This is a genomic window from Pseudomonas marginalis, assembly GCF_900105325.1.
Lineage (GTDB): Bacteria > Pseudomonadota > Gammaproteobacteria > Pseudomonadales > Pseudomonadaceae > Aquipseudomonas > Aquipseudomonas marginalis.
Genome location: NZ_FNSU01000003.1, coordinates 717,109 through 742,317 on the forward strand (window position 1 = coordinate 717,109; position 25,209 = coordinate 742,317).

Sequence of the window (25,209 nt, forward strand, 5' to 3'; positions counted from 1 at the left end):
CAGGCGGGAATGGCGATGATTCTAACGGGATAAAATCCAGATGCCAGCCCCGTCTTTACAGGCCCTGGCTGCCCCGAATCAAGTCATACGCCTTGCGCGCAATGGGGTTCGCCGTATTCGGCCGAATCCACAGGTAATACGTGACCTCCGGCAACCTCGGCAACCCATCCGTTTCGCCCAGCACGCGCATGTCCGGGCCGAGCATTTCCATGCTGCGCGGCGTCACGCCCAGGCCCGCGCGAGTGGCCGCTTTAATCCCGATCAGGTTCGACGCCAGGTACGCCTGGCGCCAGGGAATGTTCGCCCGTTCCAGCGCCTCCAGCGCGTAGCGCCGGTAGATGCTCGGCTCATCCACCAGGATCAGCGGCAGCGGCTCGCTCGGCTGGTGGATGTACTGCGCCGAACAGATCCACCACACCGGCGACGTGCGCAGCGCAAAGCCTTCCAGGTTCGGGTCGGCGCGGGTGGAGATCACCATGTCCACCTTGCCCCGGTGCAGGTCGTCCATCAGGAACGGACTGCGGCCCACGTCGATCTCCAGGCGCAGGCGCGGCGCCGAGCGGACGATATGGCTGAGGATCGGCGGCAGGATGGTGTCGGCAATATCGTGGGGCGAGCCGATGCGCAGCACACCGCTCAGGCTGCTCTCGCGCAGGGAATTCAATGCATCGTCATTCAGCGCCAGCATCTGCCGCGCATGACGCAGCAGTTGCAGGCCGGGCTCGGTCAGTTGTTTTTGCCGGCCGCGCTTCTCGAACAGGCTGACCCCCACTTGCTGCTCCAGGCGCTGCATATGCTGGGTCACGGACGACTGGGTGCGCGCCAGGTGCGTGCCGGCTTCGGCGAAACTGTGGTGGTCGACCACGGCGATAAAGGTGCGCAGGAGTTCAAGGTCGAGGGTCGACATGGCCATTTCCAGGGGCGGTTTTATATCAAGGACGTGAAGTTAAACATTACAGATATTTATGCTTTTCTGAAGATTATTTTTTCGTGGTCCAATAAATAAAGGGTTATGCCAAAAACGAAGGCGGGGCAGATACGGCAAGTTATAACGATATGAGATATTTGCATTTCCGTTGCCCGCGCACTCTCCCTAGCATGCCCCTCCATCAGGTCGGGGTACGCCGATCATTCGCCAGGGGGAAGTCCAATGATGTTCAAGAAATGGTTGCCGGTGGCCCTGGGGTCGATGATCGCCCTGGGCGGCAGTGTGGCGGCGCAGGCCGATGCGACCCTGGACAAGATCGAGCAGCGCCATGTGCTGGTGGTGGGCGTGTTGTTGTCCGGCGGGCCGTTTGGCAGCATCGATCCGGCGACGCAACAGCCCAAGGGCTTGAACGTCGACCTGGCCAATGAGCTGGGCCGTCAACTCAAGGCCGAGGTGCAGCTGGTGCCGGTATTGCCAGCCAATCGCGTGCAGTTCCTGCAACAGGGCAAGGTCGACCTGCTCATCGCCAATATGGAATGGACCGCCGAACGCGGTGAAATCCTCGGCTTCGTGCCGACGCCGTTCTACCGCGTCGGCGGTGCGGCTGCGGTGCTCAAAGACAGCCAGTTCTCCCGCTGGGAAGACCTCAAGGACCAACCCGTGTGCACCTCCCAGGGCAGCAGCTACGTCAAGCCGCTGACCGAGTTCGGCGCGCAGCTCAAGGCGTTCAAGAGCTCGTCCGAATCGCTGCTGGCCCTGCGGGGCAACAACTGCGTCGCGGCGGTGCACGACTCTACCCTGATCAACCCATTGATCAACGACAGTGCCGAATGGAAGGACTACCGCGTCCTTGGTCCGGAGCTCAACCCGGCACCGTCGGTGATCTGGACCCGTCGCGGCGAGAGTGACACCCAGGCCAAACTCGACCCGATCGTCAAGGAACTGCACCGCAGCGGCTGGCTGATCGAGGCCCAGACCCGCAACCGCATCAGTCCGGCATCACCGGCCCTGGTGGAGTTGCAGAAACAGTTCAAGGGTGCTTGAGCCGGCAATGGAGATGAGCCATCTGCTTGAGCTTTTCGTCGATTGGGCCGCGCGTATCGGCCTGAACTACACCTTCCTGCTCGACGCCTATCAGCGCGGCAGCCTGGTCCAGGGCGCGCTGACCACCGGCTTGCTGTGCCTGTTCACGATCCTCGGCAGTCTGCTGGCGGGGATCACGCTGGCGGCGATGCTGACTTCAGGCAACCCGTGGCTGGCCAAGCCGGCGCGGGTGTTTGTGGAAGTCACGCGCAACACGCCGACGCTGGTGCAGCTCTACTGCGCGTTCCTGGTGTTGAACATGCTGTTGACCCAGGCGGTCGGCGCGGCCAACCCGCTGACGCCGTTCGCCTGGGTGGTGATCGTGATCTCGCTGCACAAGGGCGCGTTTCATGCCGAGGCCTTGCGCGCCGGCATCGAAGCGGTGCCTGCCGTCACGCTGGAGGCCGCCAGCTCCCTGGCCTTCAGCCGCCGCCAGTTGCTGTGGAATGTGCAGTTGCCCCTGGCGCTGCGCTTTGCCTTGCCGTCGTTGATCAACAACCTGATCGACCTGGTGAAGATGACCGCCGTGGCCTCCGCGATTGCGGTGGGCGACATCACCTACGCGGCGATCATGATCTGGACCCAGAGTGACAACGTACTGGAGCTGATGCTCCTGATCCTGAGCTTTTTCGGCCTGCTGAGTTTTATCGTCAATTGTGTGGGGCGCTGGCTTGAAGCGCGCCTGAGGATGCCCGGCTATGGCCATTGATTCATTTCCCGTGCTGTCGGCGTTGTGGCAGTGGTCGCCGGCGCTGGTCGCAGGCTTTGGCCAGAATATCCTGATCAGCCTGCTGGCGATCGGCATGGGGTCGGTGCTGGGCCTGGTGATCGGTGCGTTGGCGTTGTCGCCCCTGGGCTTTGTGGCGCGGCTGTGGGTGCAGGTGTTTCGCAATGCGCCGTGGCTGGTGCTGATCTATTTCACTACCTACGTGTTCCCGTTCGAGATTCGTATCGGCAGCAGCTATGTGTCGTTCCCCGATTGGGTCAAGGTCACTATCGGCCTGGCGTTACCGGCCAGCGCCAACGTGGCGGAAATCTTCCGGGGCGCCATCGGTTCGATCCCCAGCACCCAATGGGAAGCCGCGCGGTCCCTGGCATTCACCCGTGGCCAGCTGTTTCGCTCGATCATCCTGCCGCAGTGCTTCAAGCGCATGTTGCCGCCGTGGATGAACCTCTACGCGGTAGTCACCATGGGCACCGCGCTGGCCTCGCTGGTGGGTGTGCATGACGTGATCGACACCGCGCAGATCGCCAGCAACACCGTGAACATGACCGGCTTTACCGTGGTGATCTACCTGAGCCTGCTGGTGCTGTTCTTTGCCTATTGCTACCCGATTTCCCGCCTGACCCAACACCTGGAGCGCCGTTATGCCTTCTACTGAACCCCTGGTGAGCCTGCGGGATGTGCACTTGTCGTTCGGCGCCAACCCGGTGCTCAAGGGCATCGACCTCGACGTGCTGCGCGGCCAGGCCGTGTCGATCATCGGCCCGTCCGGCTCGGGCAAATCCACGATCCTGCGCTGCATCACCGGGCTGTTGCAGCCCCAGCGCGGCAGCATTCGCGTGGACCAGACCCAGGTCGACAGCCTGGTCCAGGAAGCCCAGCGCATCGAACTGCGCAAGCGCGTCGGCTTTGTGTTCCAGCAATACAACCTGTTCCCGCACTTGTCGGTGCTGGAAAACCTGGTGATCGCCCCGCGCAAGGTGCTCGGTCGCAGCCGTGCCGATGCGGAAAAAGACGCGCGGGCGCTGCTGGCCAAGGTGCGCATGGAGCACAAGGCCGATGCGTACCCCGGCCAGTTGTCCGGCGGCCAGCAGCAGCGCGTGGCGATTGCCCGCGCCCTGGCGATGCGCCCGGAGCTGATCCTGTTTGACGAAGTGACCTCGGCGCTCGACCCGGAAACCGTCGGCGAAGTGCTGACGGTGATTCGCGAATTGACCGAAGAGGGCATGACCTGCGTGCTGGTCACCCATGAAATGCGCTTCGCCGAAGAGATCAGCGACGTCGTGTACTTCACCGAAAACGGCGTGATTGTCGAGCATGGCAGCGCCACGCAGATCTTCCAGAACCCTGGCAACGAACGCACCCGGACGTTCCTGCGCCATGCCTTGGGCGATTCGGGGCGCCGTGGCCCCATCAACCATGACCCGTACCTGTTGACCCATTTGAGCCGTTACAGCCTGTCAGTCTGATAAGAGGAAAACCGTGATGAGCAACGCAAACCGTGCCGCCGTGATCGAGGCGTTTTTGCAGCAGATCCGCGTCATCAACCAGCGCGGCGTAGACCGCGCAGCCCTGGTGGACATCGTCGGCCTGCTGGAACAATTGGCCGAGCGCCGCGACCTGTTCAACTTCGAAGAATTCCCCGCGCCTGTGCCAGGGCAGGGCAGCACCGCATTCCGCTATCGCCTCAACGACGACGGCGATACGCCGACCCTGTACCTCAACTCGCTGTTGCCGGGCAAAAGCACGCTCCCGCACAACCATGAGACCTGGGCGATCATCAGCGCGGTGGAAGGCCAGGAGATCAACTACGTCTATGCACGCAATGACGAAGGCCACGAGCCGGGCTTCACCACCCTGAGCCTGGAGAAGGAAGTGATCGTGCAGCCGGGCACGTCGATCTCGTTCCTCGGTGAAGACCTGCATGGCATCAAGGTTGAAGGTGAGCAGGCCACGTTGCATTTCCACCTGTATGGCTTGCCGCTGGAATCCCTGAACGGCCGCTACGGTGTGGACGCGGACGGCCGCATCCTCAACTACAACGCCTCGCAGATGGCGCCGTCGATCAAGGCCTATGCCTGACGCGTTGCCGTCACTTTTCTCTTAATTGTTGGGACTTCCATGAGCCAGACCATCACCCCACGTCAACTGCAGCAATGGCTGTTCGATGGGCAGGAAATCGCCGTGTTCGACGTGCGCGAACACGGGCAATACGGCGAAGCCCACCTGTTCCATGGGGTGAACCTGCCCTATAGCCGCCTGGAGCTGGAGGTACGCCGCCTGGCGCCCAACCCGCAGGTGAGGCTGGTGATCTATGACCAGGATGGCGGCGAGGTGGCGGCGCTGGTTGCCGCGCGTTTGCAGGCGCTGGGCTACCGCCGCGCGCATGTGCTGGAGGGCGGTGCCGAGGGTTGGCAGGCGGCGGGGTTGCAGCTGTTTGCCGGTGTGCATGTGCCGTCCAAGGCCTTTGGCGAATTGGTCGAAGAGGCCAGCCATACGCCTCACGTCACCGCCCGGCAACTGGCCGATTGGCAAGCCAGTGGCGAGCCGCTGGTGGTGCTGGACGGGCGACCGTTCGAGGAGTACCGCAAGATGACCATCCCCGGTTCCATCTGCTGCCCCAACGGTGAGCTGGGCTACCGCGTACAGGATCTGGTGCCGGATGAACGCACGCCCATCGTTATCAACTGTGCAGGACGCACCCGCAGCATTATCGGCGCCCAGACGCTGATCAACCTGGGCCTTAAAAACCCTGTCTATGCCTTGGAAAACGGTACCCAGGGCTGGTACCTGGAAGATTTCCAGCTGGAACATGGCAGTACTCGGCGCTATGCCGATCAGGTCAAAGGCGACCTCGCCTCGCAGCGTCTGGCGGCACGGCAGTTGGCGGGGCGGGCAGGGGTGGTCGAGGTGTCAGCGGATCAAGTCCGGCTGTGGGCCGAGGACGCGCAACGCAGCCTGTTCCTGTGTGATGTGCGCACTGCTGAGGAATTTGCCCTCGGCTCGTTGCCAGGCGCGCAACATACGCCGGGCGGGCAGTTGATCCAGGCCACCGACCTGTATATCGGCGTGCGCCAGGCGCGCATCGTGCTGGTGGACAGCGATGGCGTGCGTGCGCCGATTGTCGCCAGTTGGCTGCGTCAACTCGGGCACCAAGCCTATGTGCTCAGCGGTGGTATCGACAGCAGTCTGGCGCTGCCGGTGTTGCCGACGGTGGCGTATGAGCCGTTGCCGCTGATCAGCGCCCAGGCCCTGGCGCTGGAATTGAGCGATGTGAACCTGATCGACCTGCGCCCGAGCATGGCCTACCGCAGGGGCCATATTGCCGGGTCCCGCTGGTCGATTCGTGCGCGGCTCAAGACCGACCATCGTCCCTTGGTGCTGGTGGCGGATGACCCGGTATTGGCGGCCTTTGCTGCCGAAGGCCTGTCGGCCCGGTTGCTCGACGGTGGCTTCGCTGCCTGGGCCTCGGCCGGCCTGCCGGTCAACCAGGATCCGCAGACACCGCCCGACGCCGAGTGCATCGACTTCCTGTTTTTCACCCACGACCGTCACAACGGCAACAAGGACGCCGCGCGCCAGTACCTGGCCTGGGAAATCGGCCTGCTCGCGCAAATGAGCGAAGCGGAAATCGCCAGCCTTCAGCCGTTGGCACCTGTGTCGCGGGTGCGCACGCGCTTGATCCATGCCGCGCGTACCGAAAAAGGTCATGGCGGCCGCGCAGTCAATGTGCCGATTACGCGCCTGAGCACCGTGCTGTTCGACAACCTGGCGCAGATGCGCGACGCCCGTGCCCGCCGCGACAGCGAGCGGGTGCTGACCTACGGCGCGCGTGGCAACCCGACCTCCCATGCGCTGGAAGACCTGGTCACCGAGCTGGAGGGCGGCTTTCGCACGCGGCTCTACGGCACGGGCCTGGCGGCGGCGGCCCAGGTGTTCCTGGCCTACCTGCGCCCCGGCGATCATGTGCTGATCACCGACGCGGTGTATTCCCCGGTGCGCAAGCTGGCACGTGAATTCCTCCAGCCGTTCGGCATCGAGGTCAGCTACTTCGCACCCGATGGCAAGGGGCTGGAAGCGCAACTGCAAGCCAACACCCGGCTGGTCTACGCCGAAGTGCCGGGCTCACTGTTGTATGAGCTGTGCGATCTGCCGGCGATTGCCGCGTTGTGCAAGCCACGCGACATCCTGCTCGCCGTCGACAACACCTGGGGCTCGGGCTACCTGTACCGGCCACTGGCGTTGGGCGCGGATATTTCGATCATGGCCCTGACCAAATACCTCGGCGGCCACAGCGACGTGATGATGGGCAGCGTGTGCACCACACCAGCCGCCTGGCCTGCGCTGGGCAGGATGAGCGACACCTTCGGCAACGCGGTGAGTGCCGACGACGCCTACCTGATCCTGCGCGGCGCACGCACCCTGGCCTCGCGCCTGGATGTGCACGAACGCCAGGCCGTGGACATCGCCCTGTGGTTGCAGGCGCAACCGCAGGTCAAGCGCGTGTTCCATCCGGCCTTGCCCGGGCATCCTGGGCATGGGTTGTGGCGCCGGGACTTCACCGGCAGCAATGGGTTGTTGTCGTTTGAACTGATGAATGCAGACGCCGCTTACGTCGAGCGGTTTATCGACGGCTTGCAGCTGTTCGGCCTGGGCGCTTCGTGGGGCGGCTATGAAAGCCTGGTCACCGTGGCCGACACCGGCGACCGCGACAGTGCGGCCGACCGTGGGCTGAACCCGGTGGTGCGCCTGCATATCGGTCTGGAAGATGTGGCGGCGTTGATTGAGGATCTGCAACGCGGCTTTGTACGTGCCGTTCTGTGACCGACAGGTTCTGTAATAAAAACGCCATTGCGCTGGGGATTAAATTCGGGACGGGCTATTTTGGTGCATCTCAATAACTAGAGTAGCCATGGATGAAATACCAACCCTTCAGCCGCACACTGATTGCCACCGCCCTGGTGTTGACGGTCAGCGGCGTGCAAGCCGCGTCCCAGGCCCCGGTGGCCGGTGAAAATGGCATGGTGGTGACCGCCCAGCATTTGGCCACGCATGTCGGCGTGGATGTACTCAAGGCCGGCGGTAACGCGGTGGATGCCGCCGTGGCGGTCGGCTATGCGCTGGCGGTGGTGTACCCGGCGGCGGGTAACCTGGGCGGCGGCGGGTTCATGACCGTGCAACTGGCGGATGGGCGCAAGACCTTCCTCGACTTCCGCGAAAAGGCCCCGTTGGCGGCCACCGCCGATATGTACCTGGACAAGGCCGGCAATGTCGTTGAAGGCCTGAGTGCCAAGGGTCACCTGGCCGTCGGCGTGCCCGGCACCGTCTCCGGCATGGAGCTGGCCCTGAGCAAGTACGGCACCCTCAAGCGCGCCCAGGTGATTGCCCCGGCGATCAAGCTGGCGGAAAACGGTTTTGCCCTGGAGCAGGGTGATATCGATCTGCTGCACACCGCCACCGGCGAGTTCGAAAAAGACAAGGATATGCGCGGGATTTTCCTGCACAACGGCCAGCCGCTGCAGGTCGGCCAGAAGCTGGTGCAGAAAGACCTGGCGAAAACCCTGAAGGAAATCTCCGCCAAGGGCAGCGACGGTTTCTATAAAGGGTGGGTCGCCAAGGCCCTGGTGGATTCCAGCCAGGCCGGCAAGGGCATCATCACCCAGGCCGACTTGGACAAGTACAAGACCCGCGAACTGGCGCCCATCGAGTGTGACTACCGTGGCTACCACGTGGTCTCGGCACCGCCGCCAAGCTCGGGCGGTGTGGTGATCTGCCAGATCATGAACATCCTCGAAGGCTACCCGATGGCCGACCTGGGCTATCACTCGGCCCAGGGTCTGCACTACCAGATCGAAGCCATGCGCCACGCCTACGTGGACCGTAACAGCTACCTGGGCGATCCGGATTTCGTGAAGAACCCGATCGAGCATCTGCTGGACAAGAACTACGCGGCCAAGCTGCGTGACGCCATTGAGCCGCAGAAGGCCGGGGATTCCCAGGCGATCAAACCCGGTGTGTCGCCCCATGAAGGCAACAACACCACCCACTATTCCATCGTCGACAAGTGGGGCAACGCGGTCTCGGTGACCTACACCCTCAACGACTGGTTCGGTGCGGGCGTGATGGCGAGCAAGACCGGGGTGATCCTCAACGATGAAATGGACGACTTCACCGTCAAGGTCGGGGTGCCGAACATGTACGGCCTGGTCCAGGGTGAAGCCAACGCCATCGCACCGGGCAAGGCGCCGCTGTCGTCGATGAGCCCGACCATCGTGACCAAGGACGGCAAGGCCGTGATGGTGGTGGGTACACCGGGCGGCAGCCGCATCATTACCGCGACCCTGCTGACCATCCTGAATGTCATCGACTATAAGATGAACATCCAGGAAGCCGTGGACGCGCCGCGTTTCCACCAGCAATGGATGCCGGAAACCACCAACCTGGAGACCTTCGCGATCAGCCCGGACACCCAGAAGATTCTGGAAAGCTGGGGCCACAAGTTTGCCGGGCCGCAGGATGCCAACCACTTGGCGGCAATCCTGGTGGGGGCACCGTCCCTGGAGGGTAAGCCGGTGGGTAACAACCGCTTCTATGGGGCGAATGACCCGCGTCGTAACACCGGCCTGTCGCTGGGCTACTAACCACCCCGGTGTTGTAGTGAGCGGGCTTGCCCCGCGCTGGGTGGCGAAGCCGCCCTAAAACCAAACACCGCGACCTGTCTGGCAGGCTGCGGTGTTTTTTATTGGGGCGGCTTCGCCACCCAGCGCGGGGCAAGCCCGCTCACTACAACAGCTGTTCTACCGCAGCAAAGGCGGCGGTGCGGCGCTCCTCCCAACTCCCCCTGATGACCACCACCGCCTGTCGATGCGCCTGCATCCACGCCAGGCTGTCCTGGAAAAACGCCTGGCGGTCGGCCAGTTCCGGTTGGCAGCGTTGACCGTCGGCGGTCCATTCCACATCATCCGGCGACAGCAGCAGGTGCAGGTCGTAATGCCGCGCCAGCAGTTCATCGTCGAGCCACGCCGGGTAGTCGCCGAACAAGGTCTGGCTCCAGAGTTTGTTGGTCAGCAGGTGCGTGTCGAGGACCAGCAGGCGCGGCTGCCGGGCGCGGGCGGCATCTTCCCAGGCCAGTTGGCCGTGGGCGATGGCCGGAATATCCGCCAGGCTGGTGTCGCGCTGGTGGCGGTCCATGAAATCGCGCACGTATTCACGCACCATCAGCCCGCCGAAATGCGCGTGCAACTCGGCGGCCAGCCAGCTTTTACCGCTGGATTCGGGGCCGGCCAGTACCACCACCTTCATGGTTGCAACGCCGGGTCGGCGCGCCATTCACGCCAGCCTTGCACGGCGATCACGGTGAACAGGGCGTAGAGCGCAGCGGTGAGGTACAAACCCTTGTAGAGGAACAGCCCGACAAAAATCACGTCCACGGCGATCCACAGCGGCCAGCATTGCACGCGTTTCTGCGCCATCCACATTTGCGCCACCAGGCTGAAACCGGTGAGGGCAGCATCCAGCCAGGGTTGCGCGGCGTCGGTCCAGTGCGCCATCGCAGCGCCCAGCAGCAGGCTGCCGACCGCGCCGATGGCCATGCTGATCATGATTGCCGGCCAACCCAGGCGGGTGACCTGGCGCCCTTGCTTGACCTCGCCGGCGCGGGTCCACTGCCACCAGCCGTAGACTTGCAGGGCGGCGTAGACCACTTGCAGCAGCATGTCGGAATAGAGTTTCACGTCATAGAACACCCAGGTGTACAGCAACACCATCACCAGGCCGATGGGCCAGCACCAGGGGTTTTGCTTGACCGTCAGCCAGACAGCGATCACCCCCAGGGCGGCGGCGAACAGTTCAAGCCCGGACATGGCGGTTCCTTGGGAGAGTGGGAGAGGGCGGGGATTGTAACCAGAGGTGAGCGATCTTCAAAACATCGGAGGGCAAATGTGGGAGGGGCTTGCCCCCTCCCACATCTGGAGCGGCGTCAGACCTTGAATTGGCGCAGCAGGCCGTCGAGTTGTTCGCTCAGCCCGCGTAAATGCACGCTGGCCACGTTGGACTGCTCGGCCGCCATTGCGGTGCTGTGGGACAGGCTTGCAGCCTGGGTGACGTTCTGGTTGATGTCTTCCACCACATGGGCCTGTTGCAGGGTGGCGCTGGCAATCGAGGCATTCAAACCGTTGAGGTTGTGCAGCGCCTGGCCGATGGCGGTGAGGCTGGCACCGGCCTGGCCGGCTTGTTCGATGGTCAGTTGCGAGGCGCTGTGGCTGTCGCTGATCACCTTGACCGCGGCTTCCGAGTGACCTTGCAGGCGCTCGATCATCGCCTGGATCTCGGCGGTGGATTTTTGCGTGCGCTGGGCCAGCAGGCGGACTTCATCGGCCACTACGGCAAAACCACGGCCTTGTTCCCCGGCGCGTGCGGCTTCAATGGCGGCGTTGAGGGCCAGCAGGTTGGTCTGGTCGGCGATGGAGCGGATCACTTCCAACACACCACCGATCTGCGTGCTTTCGCTGGACAAGGTGCGGATCACTTCGACGGCCTGGCTGATGGTGGTGGAGAGCTGGTCGATCTGCTGCAGGCTGCTGTCGATATTGACCTGGCCTTGCTGCGCCTGCGCCTGGGCATCGCGCATTTCGCTGGCGGCGTGTTCGGCGTTCTTGGCCACGTCCTGCACGCCGTAGGTGACTTCATTGATGGCGGTGGCCACCAGTTCCATCTGCTGGGACTGTTGCTGGCTGCGGTCATGGGCTTGGGTCGCGTTGTTGCCCAGTTCCGTGGAGGACTGGCCCAGGGCGTTGGCGCACACCTGCAACTGGCTGACGACCTGGCGCAGCTTGGCCGTGAAGGTGTTGAAGTGCTGGGACAGTTGGGTGACTTCGTCGCGGCCGTGGGTATCGAGGCTGCGGGTCAGGTCGCTTTCGCCGCTGGCGATGTTGCCCATGGCGTTCACCGCATCCTGCAGGGGGCGCACGATGCTGCGGGCAATCAGCGAGACCAGCAGGGCCATCACCAATGCGATGCCGAGGACGATAAACGAGGCCTTCCACACTTGGCTGTTGAACTCGGCCTGCACATCGTCCACGTAAACGCCGGAGCCGATGATCCAGCCCCACGGCTCGAACAACTGGATATACGAGGTTTTCGCCACTGGCGCCTCCGCACCCGGTTTCGGCCAGCGGTAGTTGATGATGCCGGCACCCTTGGCCTTGGCCAGGATCACGAACTCGTTGAACACGGCAAACCCGTCGGGATCGCGGATGGCCGAGAGGTTCTGGCCGTCCAGCTTGGGGTTGGCCGGGTGCATGATCATCACGGGGGTGAGGTCATTGATCCAGAAGTAGTCGTCGTGGTCATAGCGCAAGCCGCGCACCGCGCTCAGGGCTTGTTTTTGCGCGGCTTCGCGGGTCATCACCCCGGTGGTTTCGAGGCTGTGATAAAACGTCAGGATCCCGCTGGCGGTCTGGACCACGTGCTGGGTCTGCTGGCGCTTAGCCTGGTACAGGTCGTCGTGGATCTGCTTGAGCATCAGCAAACCCAGGGCCATCAGCATCAGCACGGCGACGATCAGGATCATCCAGAGGCGTCGGCTGATCGACATATTGCGCAAACTGTTCATCGTCCTGTCACTCCGGGCTTTTTATAATTGTGGGCGTCGCATCGACTTTTACGCCTCGTCTGATAGGCTTTCGGCCTGAAATCGCAAAACCTGAGTACTGCCTGATTTTTCACAGAATTTTTGCAGGCCGGAATTGACCATGGTCAACACCGGGCACTTGAGTGCGCTCGTCAGTGAACCATTAAAAGATTGATAAGGCATGCCACAGCGCATGACCTTTGGGGGAAGCATGGATTTTTGGACCGCCATTCAGGCATTGATTCTTGGCGTCGTGGAGGGGCTTACCGAGTTCCTGCCGATCTCCAGCACCGGACACCAGATTATTGTCGCCGATTTGCTCGCCTTCGGCGGCGAACGCGCCATGGCGTTCAACATCATCATCCAGCTGGGTGCGATCCTCGCGGTGGTCTGGGAATTCCGGCGCAAGATCCTCGATGTAGTCACCGGCTTGCCCACCCAGCGCAACGCCCAGCGCTTCACGGTCAACCTGCTGATCGCGTTCCTGCCGGCCGTGGTGCTGGGGGTGATCTTTGCCGACCTGATCCACCATTACCTATTCAACCCGATCACCGTGGCCGCCGCGTTGGTGATCGGCGGCATCGTCATGCTGTGGGCCGAGCGCCGCGAGCATGAAGTGCACGCCGAAAGCGTCGACGACATCACCTGGAAAGACGCGCTCAAGGTCGGTTTTGCCCAGTGCCTGGCGATGATCCCGGGTACGTCGCGCTCCGGCTCGACTATCATCGGCGGCCTGCTGTTCGGCCTGTCGCGCAAGACCGCCACCGAGTTTTCATTCTTCCTGGCCATGCCGACCATGGTCGGTGCGGCGGTGTACTCGGGCTACAAATACCGCGACCTGTTCCAGCCGGCGGACCTGCCGGTGTTCGCCATCGGCTTCGTCACCTCGTTCATCTTCGCGATGATCGCGGTCAAGGGCCTGCTCAAGTTCATCGCCAGCCATAGCTACGCGGCGTTCGCCTGGTACCGCATTGCGTTCGGCCTGCTGATCCTGGCGACCTGGCAATTCGGCTGGATCGACTGGGCAGCGGCCAAGGCATGATGATTCAGCATCCGCGCCTGAAAGCGGCGATCTTTGTGCTGCTGTGCGCGGCGCCGCTGGTGGGGGCAGTATTGGTGTGGCAACGCGGCGAAACCGTGATTCCGCTGGTGGCCTATGGGGTGGTCAGCGTCATCGCATTTTTCCTGTATTGGAGCGACAAGCGCAAGGCCCGCACCGACAGCTGGCGCACCCCGGAGAACATCCTCCACGCCGTGGAGCTGGCGGGCGGCTGGCCGGGGGCGCTGATTGCCCAGCAGGTGTTCCGGCACAAGACGCGCAAGGTGTCTTACCAGGTGCTGTTCTGGGTGATCGTGCTGTTGCACCAGGTGTTCTGGCTGGACCAGTTGTTCCTCGGTGGCACGCTACTGTCCGTTCTCTAGCTGCAACCCCACCTGTGTGCGCTTGGGCAGTTTGCTCACCACCAACTGGTGGGAGCGCTGCAACAGGCTACGCAGTTCCTCGGCCCCCAGCGGGTAGGGCGTGTTCATGATGATCCACTGCGCGCGTGCCAGGTACGGCGCCGGGTGGATGCCGGGACGGTCCACATGGCCGAGGAACAAGTCCTTGTCGACCTTGAACGCCAGCGAGTCGCCGCGCAGATTCTGCAGGGCGAACATCTTGTTGCCGGCGATCGAGAACACCCGCACGCCGCCCCATTTGTAGTCTTCCCGCGCGCCGGGCAGGCTCAGGCAGAACGTCGCGACCTGTGCTTCGGTCATTTTCATAGCAGGCGGTCTCCGCAGCTTTTGAAGCCTTCTTCCAGGTAATCGATCCAGGCGCGAATCGCCGGCAGCACGCCGCGGCGATGCGGGTAGACGGCCTGCAGCCAGCCGCCCGGCAATGACCACTCCGGCAGCAACTGTACGAGCCGGCCGCTGGCCAGTTCTTCTTCGCAGTACATCAGCGGCAGCACGGTAAAGCCCAGGCCCATGATGGCGCTGGCCTTGCGTACGTTGAAGTCATCGACGCCCAGGCGCGCTTCCATCACCAGGTCGTGGGGGGTGCCTTCAGGATCGAGGATGCGTTGGTGCACCATGCGGTCTGCTTCCAGCGCGCCGAGTATCGGCAGTTGCTTGAGGTCGTCGAGGGTGTTGATGTGCCGACCGTGCAAAAAGTTCGGGCTGGCGACCAGGGCCGTCTGGGCGGGGCGCAGGCGCTTGGTGACCAGCAGCGGGTCTTCATCGCCCAGTTCGCGCACGCGCAGCGCCACATCGATGCCTTCGGCTACCAGGTCGACACGGCGGTTGACCAGGGTCATCTCCAGCTGCACCTGGGGGTGGGCAGCCAGAAAACCCGCAACCACATCCGGCATTATGTTTTGCGCCAGCCCCACCGGGCACGTCACCCTCAGCCGCCCGCGCGGTTCACTGGACATGCTGGCGACGGCCTCGTCGGCCATCTCTGCTTCCAGCAGCATCGCCTGGCAATGGCGCAGGTAGCGCTCGCCGACGGCGGTCAGGGTCAGTTGCCGCGTGGTGCGTTGCAGCAGGCGCGCGCCGAGGCGCTCTTCCAGCTCGGCAATGCGCCGCGACAGCCGCGACTTGGGAATGCCCAACAGCCGCCCGGCCGCCGCAAAGCCACCGGCTTCGACGACTTTGGCAAAATAGTAGAGGTCGTTGAGGTCTTGCATGGTCAGCCTATTGTCCTGTCAGTGGGACAAACTATCGCATTTCAGGCGTCTTATCGACTATTGGTTTCATGCGTAGCATCCCCTCCATCTGATCGCCACTGTCGATCCCACACTCGGAGATCCACCATGAAACTGTTGCACATCGATTCCAGCATCCTCGGCGACAACTCGGCTTCCCGTCAGCTCAGCACTGGCGTGGTCAAGGCCTGGCAGGCGGCCGAGCCGGGTGTGGAAGTGACCTACCGTGACCTCGCCAGCGAAGGCATCAACCACTTCTCCGGCGCGACCCTGGGCGCCCTGGGCACCGCCGCCGAGCTGCGTGACGCCGCACAACAGCACGAGGCCGACCTGAGTGCCAACAGCCTGGCCGAATTCCTTGCCGCCGACGCCGTGGTGATCGGTGCGCCGATGTACAACTTCACCATTCCAACCCAGTTGAAAGCCTGGATCGACCGCATCGCCGTTGCCGGACAGACCTTCCGTTACACCGAAGCAGGCCCTGAAGGCCTGTGCGGTAACAAGAAAGTCATCATTGTGTCCACCTCCGGCGGCCTGCATGTTGGCCAGGCAACCGGTGTGGCCCACGAGGAATACCTCAAAGTGATGCTGGGCTTCCTCGGCATTACCGACATCGAATTCGTCCGCGCCCATGGCCTGGCCTATGGCGATGAGTTCCGCAGCAAGGCCTTGAGCGACGCCAACGTGCTCATCAACGAACAATTGTTCGCTGCTGCGTAAGGCTTGTGTAAATTTCGCCTCTGCTCGGTTTCAATCCGAAGCCGGGCGCCTAAACTCTGTATTCTTGTCGCCTGAAACGACCGGAATACGGAGTTTTTTCGTTTACCCGCTGTCATTACGTTGGCCCAGGTTATGCAAGCATGGGTTTATCACCCGATGCGAGTGCCTTGAACCATGGACTTTTCATATAGACATGCCGCGGGTGTTGAACGTGGTCACGCAGCAAAGGTGGACATCCTCATGATGCGTCTTTGTGCCGTTATGGTTCTTTCCCTGCTCGGCGGCCTGATTTCAGTGCACGCCGCGCCCGCGCCGCACCCCCATTGGAGTGTGGGCTTCCATCGCATGACCTTTCTCGACCCGCTGGACCTGCAGCCGATGAAAGCCGTGGCCTTCTACCCGTCCACCGACGATGAACACAGCACGCAACTGGGTCCCTATCACGTCGCCGCCAGCGAAGATTCCAAGATCGCCATTGGCCGCTTTCCGATGCTGATGCTGTCCCATGGCAACACCGGTACGCCGCTGGCCCTGCATGACCTGGCCACTTCCCTGGCGCGCAAAGGCTTTGTGGTGGTCGCGGTGTTGCATCCCGGCGATAACTACAAGGACCACAGCCGCCTGGGCACGGTGAGTAACCTGTACGGCCGGCCGATCCAGATTTCCGAAGCGATCACCGCGACCCTGGGCGACCCGATGCTGTCGCCGTTCGTCAACGTCGATCAGGTGGGCGTTATCGGCTATTCGGCCGGTGGCGAAACCGCGTTGATCCTGGCGGGGGCCAAGCCGGACTTCGACCGCCTGCGTCGCTATTGCCAGGAACGCCCCGAAGATCGTGATGCCTGTACCACCAAGGGCGAACTGGTGGTGGACCGTGACGACCTGCAACCGCAATCCGACCCGCGCATTCATGCCTTGATGTTGATGGCGCCGTTGAGCCTGATGTTCGGCCGCCACACCCTGGCCGATGTGCATGTGCCGGTGCTGCTCTACAGCGGCGACGGCGACAAGCTGGTGGCGGTCGACAAGAACGCCGCCGCCCTGGCACGCAAACTGCCGGAGCCACCGGACTTCAAGCTGCTGGCGGGGGCAGGGCACTTCGTGTTCATGGCGCCGTGTGACAGCGACCAACTGGCCGCGATGCCGGCGATCTGCACCGATGCCGATGGCGTCGACCGCGAAGGCATCCACCGCGACCTGATCTCCGAGGCCGGGCGTTTTTTCACCCACACCCTCGGCCAGGCTACCCGCGCCGGTTTGCAGACCGCCGATCAGTAAGCGCGGCGCTTGAGCAGCAAGGTCACGCCCAGCGCCGTGACCGATAACAGCGCTGCGCAGAAGAAGATCCAGCTGTAACCCAGGTTCAACGCCACGGCGCCCATCAACGGCCCGGCAATCGCCAGGGCCAGGTCGAAAAACACCGCATAAGCACTCAGGCCCGCACCGCGGCTGCTGTTGGGCACCTGCTTGATGGCCTCCACGCCCAGCGCCGGGTACACCAGCGACAAGCCAAAGCCGGTCAGCCCTGCACCGATCAAGGCTACGCCGGTGGAGGGTGCCAGCCACAGCAGCGTCAGGCCCAGGGTCTCGATGATCATGCAGGCAATCGCCGCCCTGAAGCCGCCAAACCGGCTGATCGCGGAGATGAACAGCAGCCGCGAGAGGATAAAACACACGCCAAACACCGTGAGGCAGTACGCCGCGCCGGCCCAGCCGCGATTGAGGTAATACAGGGTGATAAAGGTGGTCAGGGTGCCGTAGCCGATGGACGCCAGGCACAGGCTGGCACCAAAGGGTGCAATGCGCCCGAACACCGCCCAGAACGGCAGGCGCTCGCCGCGTACCACCGGCACCGAGGGTTTATTGCGGATCAGCACCAGGCCCAGCGCCGCCAATACCGACAGCGCGATACCCAGGCTGGTGTAGCCATATTCGGCGACCATCACCACTCCGAGTGGCGCGCCGATGGCGATGGCGCCGTAGGAGGCAATGCCATTCCACGAAATCGACCGCGCCGTGTGCTCCGCCCCGACCTGGCCCATGCACCAACTGATGGTGCCCACGCCGATCAGGCCTTGGGCCACGCCCAGCAACAGCCGGCCGAGTATCAGAATCCCCAGGCTCAGGCTGGGCAGGCTGTCCACCAGGGTGGCGAAGAACGTCAACACACCGCTGACCAGGATGCCCGCCAGCCCCAGCACAATCGCGCGCTTGGTGCCGACGTTGTCGGACATGCGCCCGGCCATGGGACGGCTGAGCAGAGTTGCCAGGTACTGCGAGCCGATGGTAATCCCGGCCACCACCGCGCTGAAGCCCAGTTGCTCATGGACATAGCCCGGGATTACCGCAATCGGCAGGCCGATGCAGATAAAGGCGATGAAGGTGTAGAAGACGATGGAGACGATCTGCAGGGTGATCGACAGGGAGGAGGAGGCGTTGGACATGGGCACTCGTTCGCGGGCGGGCGGTGAACGCATCATGGCAAGGGCTTGGGGGAAAAGGAAGCAGGCTAACTACTTTGGCTGAGAAACCGGCTTACTGTGGCGAGCGGGCTTGTTGTGGTGAGCGGGGCAAGCCTGCTCACCACAACAAGCTCCCTCGCCACAACAAGCATGCTCCCAGGGTTTCAGGTCGCTACTGTTAGAACACCACGCCTTGGCTGCGCAGGTAATCGTCGTAAGTGCCGCTGAAGTCGATCACGCCGTTGGCGCTCAACTCGATGATGCGGGTGGCCAGGGACGATACGAACTCACGGTCGTGGCTGACGAAGATCAGCGTGCCCGGGTAGTTCTCGAGCGCCAGGTTCAGCGCCTCGATGGATTCCATGTCCAAGTGGTTGGTCGGTTCGTCCATGATCAGCACGTTCGGCTTTTGCAGGATCAGCTTGCCGAACAGCATGCGGCCTTGCTCACCACCGGAGATCACCTTGACCGACTTGAGGATCTCGTCGTTGGAGAACAGCATGCGCCCCAGGGTGCCACGGATCACTTGCTCGCCTTGAGTCCACTGGCCCATCCAGTCGAACAGGCTCATGTCGTTTTCGAAGTCGCTGGCGTGGTCCTGGGCGTAGTAGCCCAGTTCCGCGGCGTCGGTCCACTTGATGCTGCCGGCATCCGGGGTCAGTTCGTTGACCAGGGTGCGCAGCAGGGTGGTCTTGCCGATACCGTTCGGGCCGATGATCGCCACGCGCTCGCCGGCTTCAACCTGGAAGCTGAAGTCCTTGAACAGCGGCTTGCCGTCGAAACCTTTGGCCATGCGCTCGACGATGACCGCCTGGCGGTGCAGCTTTTTGGTTTGTTCGAAACGGATAAACGGGCTCACGCGGCTCGAAGGCTTGACCTCGGCCAGCTGGATCTTGTCGATCGCCTTGGCACGGGACGTCGCCTGCTTGGCTTTCGAGGCGTTGGCCGAGAAGCGGCTGACGAAGGACTGCAGCTCGGAGATCTGCGCTTTCTTCTTGGCGTTGTCCGACAGCAGTTGCTCGCGGGACTGGGTCGCCACGGTCATGTACTCGTCGTAGTTGCCCGGGAACAGGCGCAGCTCGCCGTAGTCCAGGTCAGCCATGTGGGTGCACACGCTGTTCAGGAAGTGACGGTCGTGAGAGATGATGATCATCAGGCTGGAGCGCTGGGTCAGGATGTTTTCCAGCCAGCGGATGGTGTTGATGTCCAAGTGGTTGGTCGGTTCGTCGAGCAACAGCACTTCCGGGTCCGAGAACAGCGCCTGGGCCAGCAACACACGCAGTTTCCAGCCGGGGGACACTTCGCTCATCGGGCCGAAATGCTGTTCCAGGGGAATACCCAGGCCCAGCAGCAGTTCACCGGCACGGGATTCGGCGGTGTAGCCGTCCATCTCGGCGAATTCGGTTTCCAGCTCGGCCACGGCCATGCCGTCGTCTTCGCTCATTTCCGGCAGCGAGTAGATACGGTCGCGCTCGGCCTTGACCTTCCACAGCTCCTCGTGCCCCATGATCACGGTGTCGAGCACGGTGAATTCTTCGTAGGCGAACTGGTCCTGGCGCAGCTTGCCCAGGCGCACATTCGGCTCCAGCATGACCTGTCCGCCGGACGGATCGAGGTCGCCGCCGAGGATTTTCATGAAGGTCGACTTGCCGCAACCGTTGGCACCGATCAGACCATACCGGTTGCCGGCGCCGAACTTGACCGAGACGTTCTCAAAGAGCGGCTTGGCGCCGAACTGCATGGTGATGTTAGCTGTGGAGATCAATTACTTTACCTATCAATGGGTTGCGAGCGTGGCGGCAGGAGCCTTCAGGCATGCATCAACAGCGACATCAAGGCGCGAAACCCGGTCGCTGAGCAAAAAATGGGGGATGTGTGTTGGAATTTGGCGCGCATTGTCGCATATGTCAGGCGACAGTTGTATGGCGGCCGACGACGGATGTTCAGCGCTTTGAATGTGGCAAGCCATTCTCGACGAAGCCGCGCTCAGTAAGTTGTTGCGATTGCCTGCGCGAGCTGCATGTCGGTCATGGGGCGCGTGTGAGGGGCCGAGCGGTAGTGTAGTGATGCCTGCTCAAACTGAGCGCCGCGAATTTCGCCCTCGGAGCCAATGAATGCAAGGGCATCATCCTTCGCTTTTTTCATTACTGAGGGCGAGTAGACCGTAAATGCCGTGGTCCCGCCGAGGACAATGGTCGGGAACAGGGTGGTGGCGCTCAGCGCTCTCTCGACCGGGTTCTCCACATACCATGCCATAGCGTTGGTGCTGATCGATGCCATGAGGGCGATTGCCAGCGTCTTCCAGGAATTCATTCTTCGATGCTTCCATTGCGGTCGAAGGACGCACGATAACAGAGTCGGCTGAGCGCCAGAAACCCGGCCCGTCAGCAATTAAACACAGGCGCATAACGCTCTTCGCGTTTCTTGAAGTGAATCGGGGCCATAGGGACTTTTTCACCGTTGACGAATATGTCCGGGAAGGTAAGCGTGAAATCATCCATGTCGCCTTGGCCCAACGCTGTCCCTTTGAACCCGCTGTGGAATGTTTTCCTGGGGTCGAAACCGGTTTTGAGTTGTTCAATGGTGACAGGATAGCTTTGCCCATTCGCCAGGGTGACCGTGACAACGGGCGACGCTGCACTGACCCAAAGCGTCGGGTCGGCCTGTTTGACGGCTGCTGTGTTATTGGATGGGTAGAGCCGTCCGAACAGGCGCAGTTCAGCAGCGGTTGAGCGCTGGTTACCCGGCCAGCTGGATGTGCCGGGTGGCGCAACATAGACCAGCACATGAACCCAGTTGAGTTCTTCTGCCAGTGGGGCATAGCTCATCGCCGCTTTCGGGCCGGGGCAGGTGCGCGAAAGTAGGGCGTTGCTGCCCACCGTCGACTCCGGATGCAGATAGGGCCCCGTGCTGCATCCTGCGAGCAGAAGCAGTAGCGGATACAGGAAGTATTTCTTCATAGGGGCAACTCCATTTGCTGTTTGGGTTCGGCGCACAGTGTCGCTTATATCAGGCCGCAGATGCGTGAGGCGCGAAGATGGGTTTTGCCAGGGGCTCCGGCATCGCCAGCCATAACAGCGCCAACGCGACGCCCGCCACCCCGGCCAGGGTGAGGAAGGCCGCATTGTAGCCGGCCTGCTGCACCACAAAACCGGCCAGGCTGCTGCTCAAGGCCGCGCCCAGCCCAAATACGGTGGACAGCGCCCCCAGGCTGACGTTGAAACGCCCGGTGCCCTGGGTCAGGTCCTTGACGATCACCGGGAACAGCGCACCGAAGATCCCCGCGCCGATACCGTCGAGCATCTGCACGGCCACCAGCCAGTAGGGATCGCTGGACAGGGTATAGAGCACGCCACGCAGCGGCAGGATCATGAAGCCGAACAGCAACAGCGGCTTGCGCCCCCACACGTCGGCCTTGCTGCCCACCAGCCAGGCCATCGGCACCATCACCAATTGTGCGGCGACAATACAGGCCGAGGTCAGCGGCGTGGCCATCTGCAGGTTGATCTGCGAGAGCTTCTGGCTGACCAGTGGCAGCATCGCCGCATTGGCCAGGTGGAAGAGGGCGCAGCAGACGGCAAACAGCAATAACGGCCGGTTGGCCAGCAAGACCGCAATGCCGGACGGCTGCTCATGGTCGCTGTGGTGGGCAGGGTCGAAGCCCCGGGCCACCTCATGGTCGATCGCCTTGGCGGAGACGCAACTGACCGCGACGACACTGGCCACTGCCATAAAGGCCATCAGGTAGAACACCACCACGGGTCCGAACAGGTACGCCAGGCCGCCGGCCAACAGCGCCGCCACAGCGTTGCCGGCATGGTTGAAGGTTTCGTTGCGCCCGGTGCGCCGGGTGAACGCACGTGGCCCGGTAATGCCCAGGGAAATTGCGGAGATCGCCGGGGCGAACACCGAGGCAGCGATGGCACTGGCCGCCTGGGTCAAGGCAACCAGGCTGAATGAACTGACGAAGGGCAGCAGCAGGCAACTGCCGGTCACCAGCAGGGCGGCAACGGCAATCACAGCGCGTTTGCTGCGTGTGCGGTCGATCAGGGCACCCGCCGGGCCCTGGGTGATCAGCGCGGCGATACCTGCCAGGGTCATGACTACGCCGATACTGGCCGGATCCCACTTGTGCACCGCCAGCAGATAGATGGCCAGGTATGGACCGAGGCCGTCGCGCACATCCGCCAGGAAAAAATTCAGGCTGTCCAGGGACAGGGTATTACGCAGGTCGGCGTGTTTGGCCACGATCAGGACTTCGCAGGGGGCGTTCAAAGGCTGAACACTCATTGCGCTAGTGACCTGCGCGCAGTTCATTTAGTTTCGCCTGCTGCTGGGGTTTTAATCTGCGGGCTTGTGGCTTATTTTCTTTGCCTCGCCGTATGACTTATCTGGAGACGCAATGGACATGCCCTCAGCTCAACAGGCGATTGCCTGCAACAAGGACGCCTGGGATCAATCCGCCGACCTGCATAAAACCACCGAGACCTGGAGCGCCCTGCTTAACGGGGTCCGCGACCCTGGGTTTTCGTGCCTGGACCCCACCCTTACCGGGCTGTTGCAAGACATCGGCGTTGCCGGCAAAGAGGTAGTGCAGGTGTGCTGCAATAACGGTCGCGAAAGCCTGTCGCTGTTTGGCCTGGGCGCGTGCTCGGTGGTCGGTGTGGATCAATCCCGGGCGTTCCTGCAGCAGGCCCGTGAGCTTGCCGACGTTTCGCCCCACAACCCGGAATTCATCGAAAGCGATATCCACCAGTTGCCATCCCGCTTGCACGAGCGCTTCGACATTGCCTTGGTGACCATCGGCGTGCTGGGCTGGATGCCGGATGTGGCGCTGTTCATGCGCCATGTTGCGAGGACCTTGAAACCCGGTGGCACGCTGGTGATGTATGAAACCCACCCGTTTCTGGAAATGTTCGACCCGCGCGCGCCAGACCCACTGTTGCCGGCCAGTTCCTACTTCCAGCGTGAGCCTTTTGTGCTGCAGGAGTCGATTGTCTATGAGGGGCAGGGCGAAGTGGCGGGGCCGACCTCCTATTGGTATGTGCACACCCTGGGGGATGTGGTGAGCGCGGCGATTGCTGCGCAATTGCAGATCGACCATCTGCAGGAATATGCCCACTCCAATCGCGAAGAACTTTACGACCAGTACGAGCACCAGCCTGCCCAGTTGCCCCTGTGCTTCACGCTGGCCGCCACCAGGCGTCCCGCCTGAGCCGATTCGCACCAGGCAAAAAAAAACCGCGCACTGGCGGGCCAAGGGATTTACTGGAGTAGGTAGGCTTCACCCTATAGGGCTGAAAGTGAAGGCTTTGTGAAAATGCTGTCGCGCGTTCGGATGGCGCACAGCATCAAGCGCGGCGCACGAAAGTGCGCATGGTTTGGCCTGGGCCGGTACTGAACACGATGGGCCTGGGCATACCTTCATCCGCAGCAATGAACACAAATGAATCCCCCTCAAGGCGATAACTGGCGGGCAGGTGCTTACCGGCGTCATCGCCCAGGGCGTCCACCCAGGTAATGCTTTTGGGAACCGTGCTGCTGTCGAGGAAAAACCGGCCCGCCAACAACACCTCGCCACTGACGGTCTTCACTTCGAAGCGGTCGCCGCTGATGGTGGTTAAAGCACCCGGAGCGCTGTGGGCATCGATGGGATTGAGTACGCCACTGTCTTCGAGTGAGGTTTGCTCCCAGGCGCCTTGAAGGGCTTGACTATCCGGATCTGAAAGGGCTGACATACAAATTCCTTTTTGCTGAGGGGTAATTGCCGGACGTTGCCGGCGGTGCAGCCTTTTACCATCTTTCGCCGTTCGATGATCGGTGGTTGCCGTGCCCCAAGGCCTGCCCGTCAAGGCGTCTGCCTGGCACATTCACTAGACAGGTTTTCACAATTCTTGATTAACTTTTGGTTACAAACTGTGGCTAAATAACTGCCACGGACCACGTATCGGGACATTACTCAGCCGGTCGTGCCAATTGTGTGAATTGTGATTTCAGACGCTGCTATCCATCCTCAGCCGTTGTGGGCGCGCAGGAGCAGCCTGTTTTCTTCTGACATGTGACGAAATTCCTTGAAACTCATCATTGTTGTTCTCTACGTTGCCTCCATTGCGTATGTACACCTGCGTGGTCGGGTGCGGCATAAGCTGGGCCGCCAACTCAGTGATCATTCGACCTTCCTGGCCCCGATCAACTGCTTGCTGTACCTGTGCTCCAGGCTACCCGGCCGCCCCTACCTGTCACCCAGTGACTTTCCTGACTTGAGCCCCCTTGAGGCGCATTGGAAGGAGATTCGCGAGGAGGGCCTGAACCTCATGCAGATGGGTGAAATCAAGCGCTCGGACCAGTACAACGATGTAGGTTTCAACTCGTTCTTCAAGTCTGGCTGGAAGCGCTTTTACCTGAAATGGTACGGCGAAAGCCATCCTTCGGCGATGAAACTATGCCCGCGTACCACCGAGCTGTTGCAGGGCATCGGCTCGATCAAGGCGGCAATGTTCGCCGAGTTGCCACCGGGTTCCAAGCTGGTGCGCCACCGTGACCCCTACGCCGGTTCGTACCGTTATCACTTGGGTCTGGTGACCCCGAATGATCCGGGCTGCTATATCAATGTGGACGGCGAGAACTATTACTGGCGTGACGGTGAGGCAGTGATGTTTGACGAGACCTACATCCACTACGCCGAAAACACCACGCAGCAGAACCGCATCATCCTGTTTTGCGATATCGAGCGGCCGATGAAATATCGCTGGGCTGCCACGTTCAACCGTTGGTTCAGTCGTAACGTCATGGCCGCTGCAGGCTCGCCCAACGATGCAGGCGACAAGACCGGCGGGCTCAATCGCGCGTTTAACCGGCTGTACAAGATTCGCTTGCGTGGTAAAGAGCTGAAAAAACGCAACCGCACACGTTACTACCTGGAAAAATGGGCGATCTTCGCGGCACTGGCACTCATCTTCATACTGATTTGA

25 protein-coding genes are annotated in these 25,209 nt (G+C 62.1%); 13 read left to right on the forward strand and 12 right to left on the reverse strand.

Features of this window, described 5'->3' with window-relative positions:
* Positions 1-55: 55 nt before the first annotated feature.
* The gene (locus tag BLW22_RS12470; RefSeq protein WP_413038069.1) at positions 56-907 is read right to left on the reverse strand and encodes a LysR substrate-binding domain-containing protein; all 852 of its coding nucleotides are present in this window, start codon (positions 905-907) and stop codon (positions 56-58) included.
* 243 nt (positions 908-1,150) lie between these two features.
* Between BLW22_RS12470 and BLW22_RS12475 the strand changes: the two genes are divergently transcribed.
* The 7 genes from BLW22_RS12475 to ggt all read left to right on the forward strand — a co-directional run bounded on the left by BLW22_RS12475 (position 1,151) and on the right by ggt (position 9,376).
* Positions 1,151-1,972, forward strand: a complete 822-nt coding sequence (locus BLW22_RS12475) for a transporter substrate-binding domain-containing protein (protein ID WP_065927769.1) — start codon at positions 1,151-1,153, stop codon at positions 1,970-1,972.
* A gap of 13 nt (positions 1,973-1,985) precedes the next feature.
* Positions 1,986-2,720, forward strand: a complete 735-nt coding sequence (locus BLW22_RS12480; protein ID WP_074848142.1) for an amino acid ABC transporter permease — start codon at positions 1,986-1,988, stop codon at positions 2,718-2,720.
* The gene (locus BLW22_RS12485; RefSeq protein ID WP_065927768.1) at positions 2,710-3,393 is read left to right on the forward strand and encodes an amino acid ABC transporter permease; all 684 of its coding nucleotides are present in this window, start codon (positions 2,710-2,712) and stop codon (positions 3,391-3,393) included. Before BLW22_RS12480 ends, BLW22_RS12485 begins: the two co-directional genes overlap by 11 nt.
* Positions 3,380-4,204: an amino acid ABC transporter ATP-binding protein gene (locus BLW22_RS12490; RefSeq protein WP_074846554.1), complete on the forward strand. Its 825-nt coding sequence runs from the start codon at positions 3,380-3,382 to the stop codon at positions 4,202-4,204. The genes BLW22_RS12485 and BLW22_RS12490 overlap by 14 nt, the downstream gene beginning before the upstream one ends.
* A gap of 16 nt (positions 4,205-4,220) precedes the next feature.
* Positions 4,221-4,817 carry a cysteine dioxygenase family protein gene (locus tag BLW22_RS12495; RefSeq protein ID WP_074846557.1) on the forward strand — a complete coding sequence of 199 codons (597 nt, stop codon included), beginning with the start codon at positions 4,221-4,223 and terminating at the stop codon, positions 4,815-4,817.
* 39 nt (positions 4,818-4,856) lie between these two features.
* Positions 4,857-7,559 (forward strand): cystathionine beta-lyase, encoded by a 2,703-nt coding sequence (gene metC, locus BLW22_RS12500; protein ID WP_074846561.1) that lies wholly within the window; start codon positions 4,857-4,859, stop codon positions 7,557-7,559.
* Between the two features lie 92 nt (positions 7,560-7,651).
* Positions 7,652-9,376, forward strand: coding sequence for a gamma-glutamyltransferase (gene ggt / locus BLW22_RS12505; RefSeq protein ID WP_074846565.1), 1,725 nt, complete (start codon positions 7,652-7,654; stop codon positions 9,374-9,376).
* 142 nt (positions 9,377-9,518) lie between these two features.
* Here ggt and BLW22_RS12510 read toward each other — a convergent pair whose 3' ends face one another.
* From BLW22_RS12510 to BLW22_RS12520, 3 genes are all read right to left on the reverse strand, one after another.
* Positions 9,519-10,037, reverse strand: a complete 519-nt coding sequence (locus BLW22_RS12510; protein WP_065927763.1) for an AAA family ATPase — start codon at positions 10,035-10,037, stop codon at positions 9,519-9,521.
* On the reverse strand, positions 10,034-10,597 hold the full coding sequence (pnuC, locus tag BLW22_RS12515) for a nicotinamide riboside transporter PnuC (RefSeq protein WP_065927762.1): 564 nt from the start codon (positions 10,595-10,597) through the stop codon (positions 10,034-10,036). Before pnuC ends, BLW22_RS12510 begins: the two co-directional genes overlap by 4 nt.
* Positions 10,598-10,713: 116 nt before the next feature.
* Positions 10,714-12,348 (reverse strand): methyl-accepting chemotaxis protein, encoded by a 1,635-nt coding sequence (locus tag BLW22_RS12520; protein WP_065927761.1) that lies wholly within the window; start codon positions 12,346-12,348, stop codon positions 10,714-10,716.
* Positions 12,349-12,577: 229 nt separating this feature from the next.
* On the opposite strand from BLW22_RS12520, the gene BLW22_RS12525 reads away from it, so the two are divergent.
* Positions 12,578-13,408: an undecaprenyl-diphosphate phosphatase gene (locus BLW22_RS12525; protein ID WP_074848144.1), complete on the forward strand. Its 831-nt coding sequence runs from the start codon at positions 12,578-12,580 to the stop codon at positions 13,406-13,408.
* Positions 13,405-13,788, forward strand: a complete 384-nt coding sequence (locus BLW22_RS12530; protein WP_065927760.1) for a DUF1294 domain-containing protein — start codon at positions 13,405-13,407, stop codon at positions 13,786-13,788. The genes BLW22_RS12525 and BLW22_RS12530 overlap by 4 nt, the downstream gene beginning before the upstream one ends.
* Here the strand turns inward: BLW22_RS12530 and BLW22_RS12535 are convergent.
* Both BLW22_RS12535 and BLW22_RS12540 read right to left on the reverse strand, forming a co-directional pair.
* Positions 13,771-14,133 carry an MmcQ/YjbR family DNA-binding protein gene (locus BLW22_RS12535; RefSeq protein WP_074846569.1) on the reverse strand — a complete coding sequence of 121 codons (363 nt, stop codon included), beginning with the start codon at positions 14,131-14,133 and terminating at the stop codon, positions 13,771-13,773. The two genes, BLW22_RS12530 and BLW22_RS12535, sit on opposite strands and share 18 nt — an antisense overlap.
* Positions 14,130-15,038: a LysR substrate-binding domain-containing protein gene (locus BLW22_RS12540; RefSeq protein WP_074846572.1), complete on the reverse strand. Its 909-nt coding sequence runs from the start codon at positions 15,036-15,038 to the stop codon at positions 14,130-14,132. Before BLW22_RS12540 ends, BLW22_RS12535 begins: the two co-directional genes overlap by 4 nt.
* Before the next feature lie 126 nt (positions 15,039-15,164).
* On the opposite strand from BLW22_RS12540, the gene BLW22_RS12545 reads away from it, so the two are divergent.
* Both BLW22_RS12545 and BLW22_RS12550 read left to right on the forward strand, forming a co-directional pair.
* Complete coding sequence (locus tag BLW22_RS12545; RefSeq protein WP_065927758.1) at positions 15,165-15,776, forward strand: FMN-dependent NADH-azoreductase; 612 nt, start codon at positions 15,165-15,167, stop codon at positions 15,774-15,776.
* A 240-nt stretch (positions 15,777-16,016) separates the two neighbouring features.
* Complete coding sequence (locus BLW22_RS12550; protein ID WP_065927757.1) at positions 16,017-17,054, forward strand: alpha/beta hydrolase family protein; 1,038 nt, start codon at positions 16,017-16,019, stop codon at positions 17,052-17,054.
* Here BLW22_RS12550 and BLW22_RS12555 read toward each other — a convergent pair.
* The 5 genes from BLW22_RS12555 to BLW22_RS12580 form a co-directional block, all read right to left on the reverse strand.
* Positions 17,048-18,220 carry an MFS transporter gene (locus BLW22_RS12555; protein ID WP_065927756.1) on the reverse strand — a complete coding sequence of 391 codons (1,173 nt, stop codon included), beginning with the start codon at positions 18,218-18,220 and terminating at the stop codon, positions 17,048-17,050. The two genes, BLW22_RS12550 and BLW22_RS12555, sit on opposite strands and share 7 nt — an antisense overlap.
* 196 nt (positions 18,221-18,416) lie before the next feature.
* Positions 18,417-20,003: an ABC-F family ATPase gene (locus tag BLW22_RS12560; RefSeq protein WP_074846575.1), complete on the reverse strand. Its 1,587-nt coding sequence runs from the start codon at positions 20,001-20,003 to the stop codon at positions 18,417-18,419.
* A 221-nt stretch (positions 20,004-20,224) separates the two neighbouring features.
* The gene (locus BLW22_RS12570) at positions 20,225-20,551 is read right to left on the reverse strand and encodes a DUF2388 domain-containing protein (RefSeq protein WP_027607902.1); all 327 of its coding nucleotides are present in this window, start codon (positions 20,549-20,551) and stop codon (positions 20,225-20,227) included.
* Positions 20,552-20,622: 71 nt separating this feature from the next.
* Positions 20,623-21,198 carry a hypothetical protein gene (locus tag BLW22_RS12575; RefSeq protein WP_065927754.1) on the reverse strand — a complete coding sequence of 192 codons (576 nt, stop codon included), beginning with the start codon at positions 21,196-21,198 and terminating at the stop codon, positions 20,623-20,625.
* Positions 21,199-21,247: 49 nt separating this feature from the next.
* A complete protein-coding gene (locus BLW22_RS12580) occupies positions 21,248-22,486 on the reverse strand; it encodes an MFS transporter (protein WP_074848146.1) in 1,239 nt (412 codons plus the stop codon).
* A gap of 154 nt (positions 22,487-22,640) precedes the next feature.
* On the opposite strand from BLW22_RS12580, the gene BLW22_RS12585 reads away from it, so the two are divergent.
* Complete coding sequence (locus BLW22_RS12585; protein WP_065927752.1) at positions 22,641-23,453, forward strand: class I SAM-dependent methyltransferase; 813 nt, start codon at positions 22,641-22,643, stop codon at positions 23,451-23,453.
* 136 nt (positions 23,454-23,589) lie between these two features.
* On the opposite strand, the gene BLW22_RS12590 is transcribed toward BLW22_RS12585, so the two are convergent.
* Complete coding sequence (locus tag BLW22_RS12590) at positions 23,590-23,976, reverse strand: TIGR03067 domain-containing protein (RefSeq protein WP_065927751.1); 387 nt, start codon at positions 23,974-23,976, stop codon at positions 23,590-23,592.
* A 333-nt stretch (positions 23,977-24,309) separates the two neighbouring features.
* Between BLW22_RS12590 and lpxO the strand changes: the two genes are divergently transcribed.
* Positions 24,310-25,209 (forward strand): lipid A hydroxylase LpxO, encoded by a 900-nt coding sequence (gene lpxO, locus BLW22_RS12595; RefSeq protein ID WP_065927750.1) that lies wholly within the window; start codon positions 24,310-24,312, stop codon positions 25,207-25,209.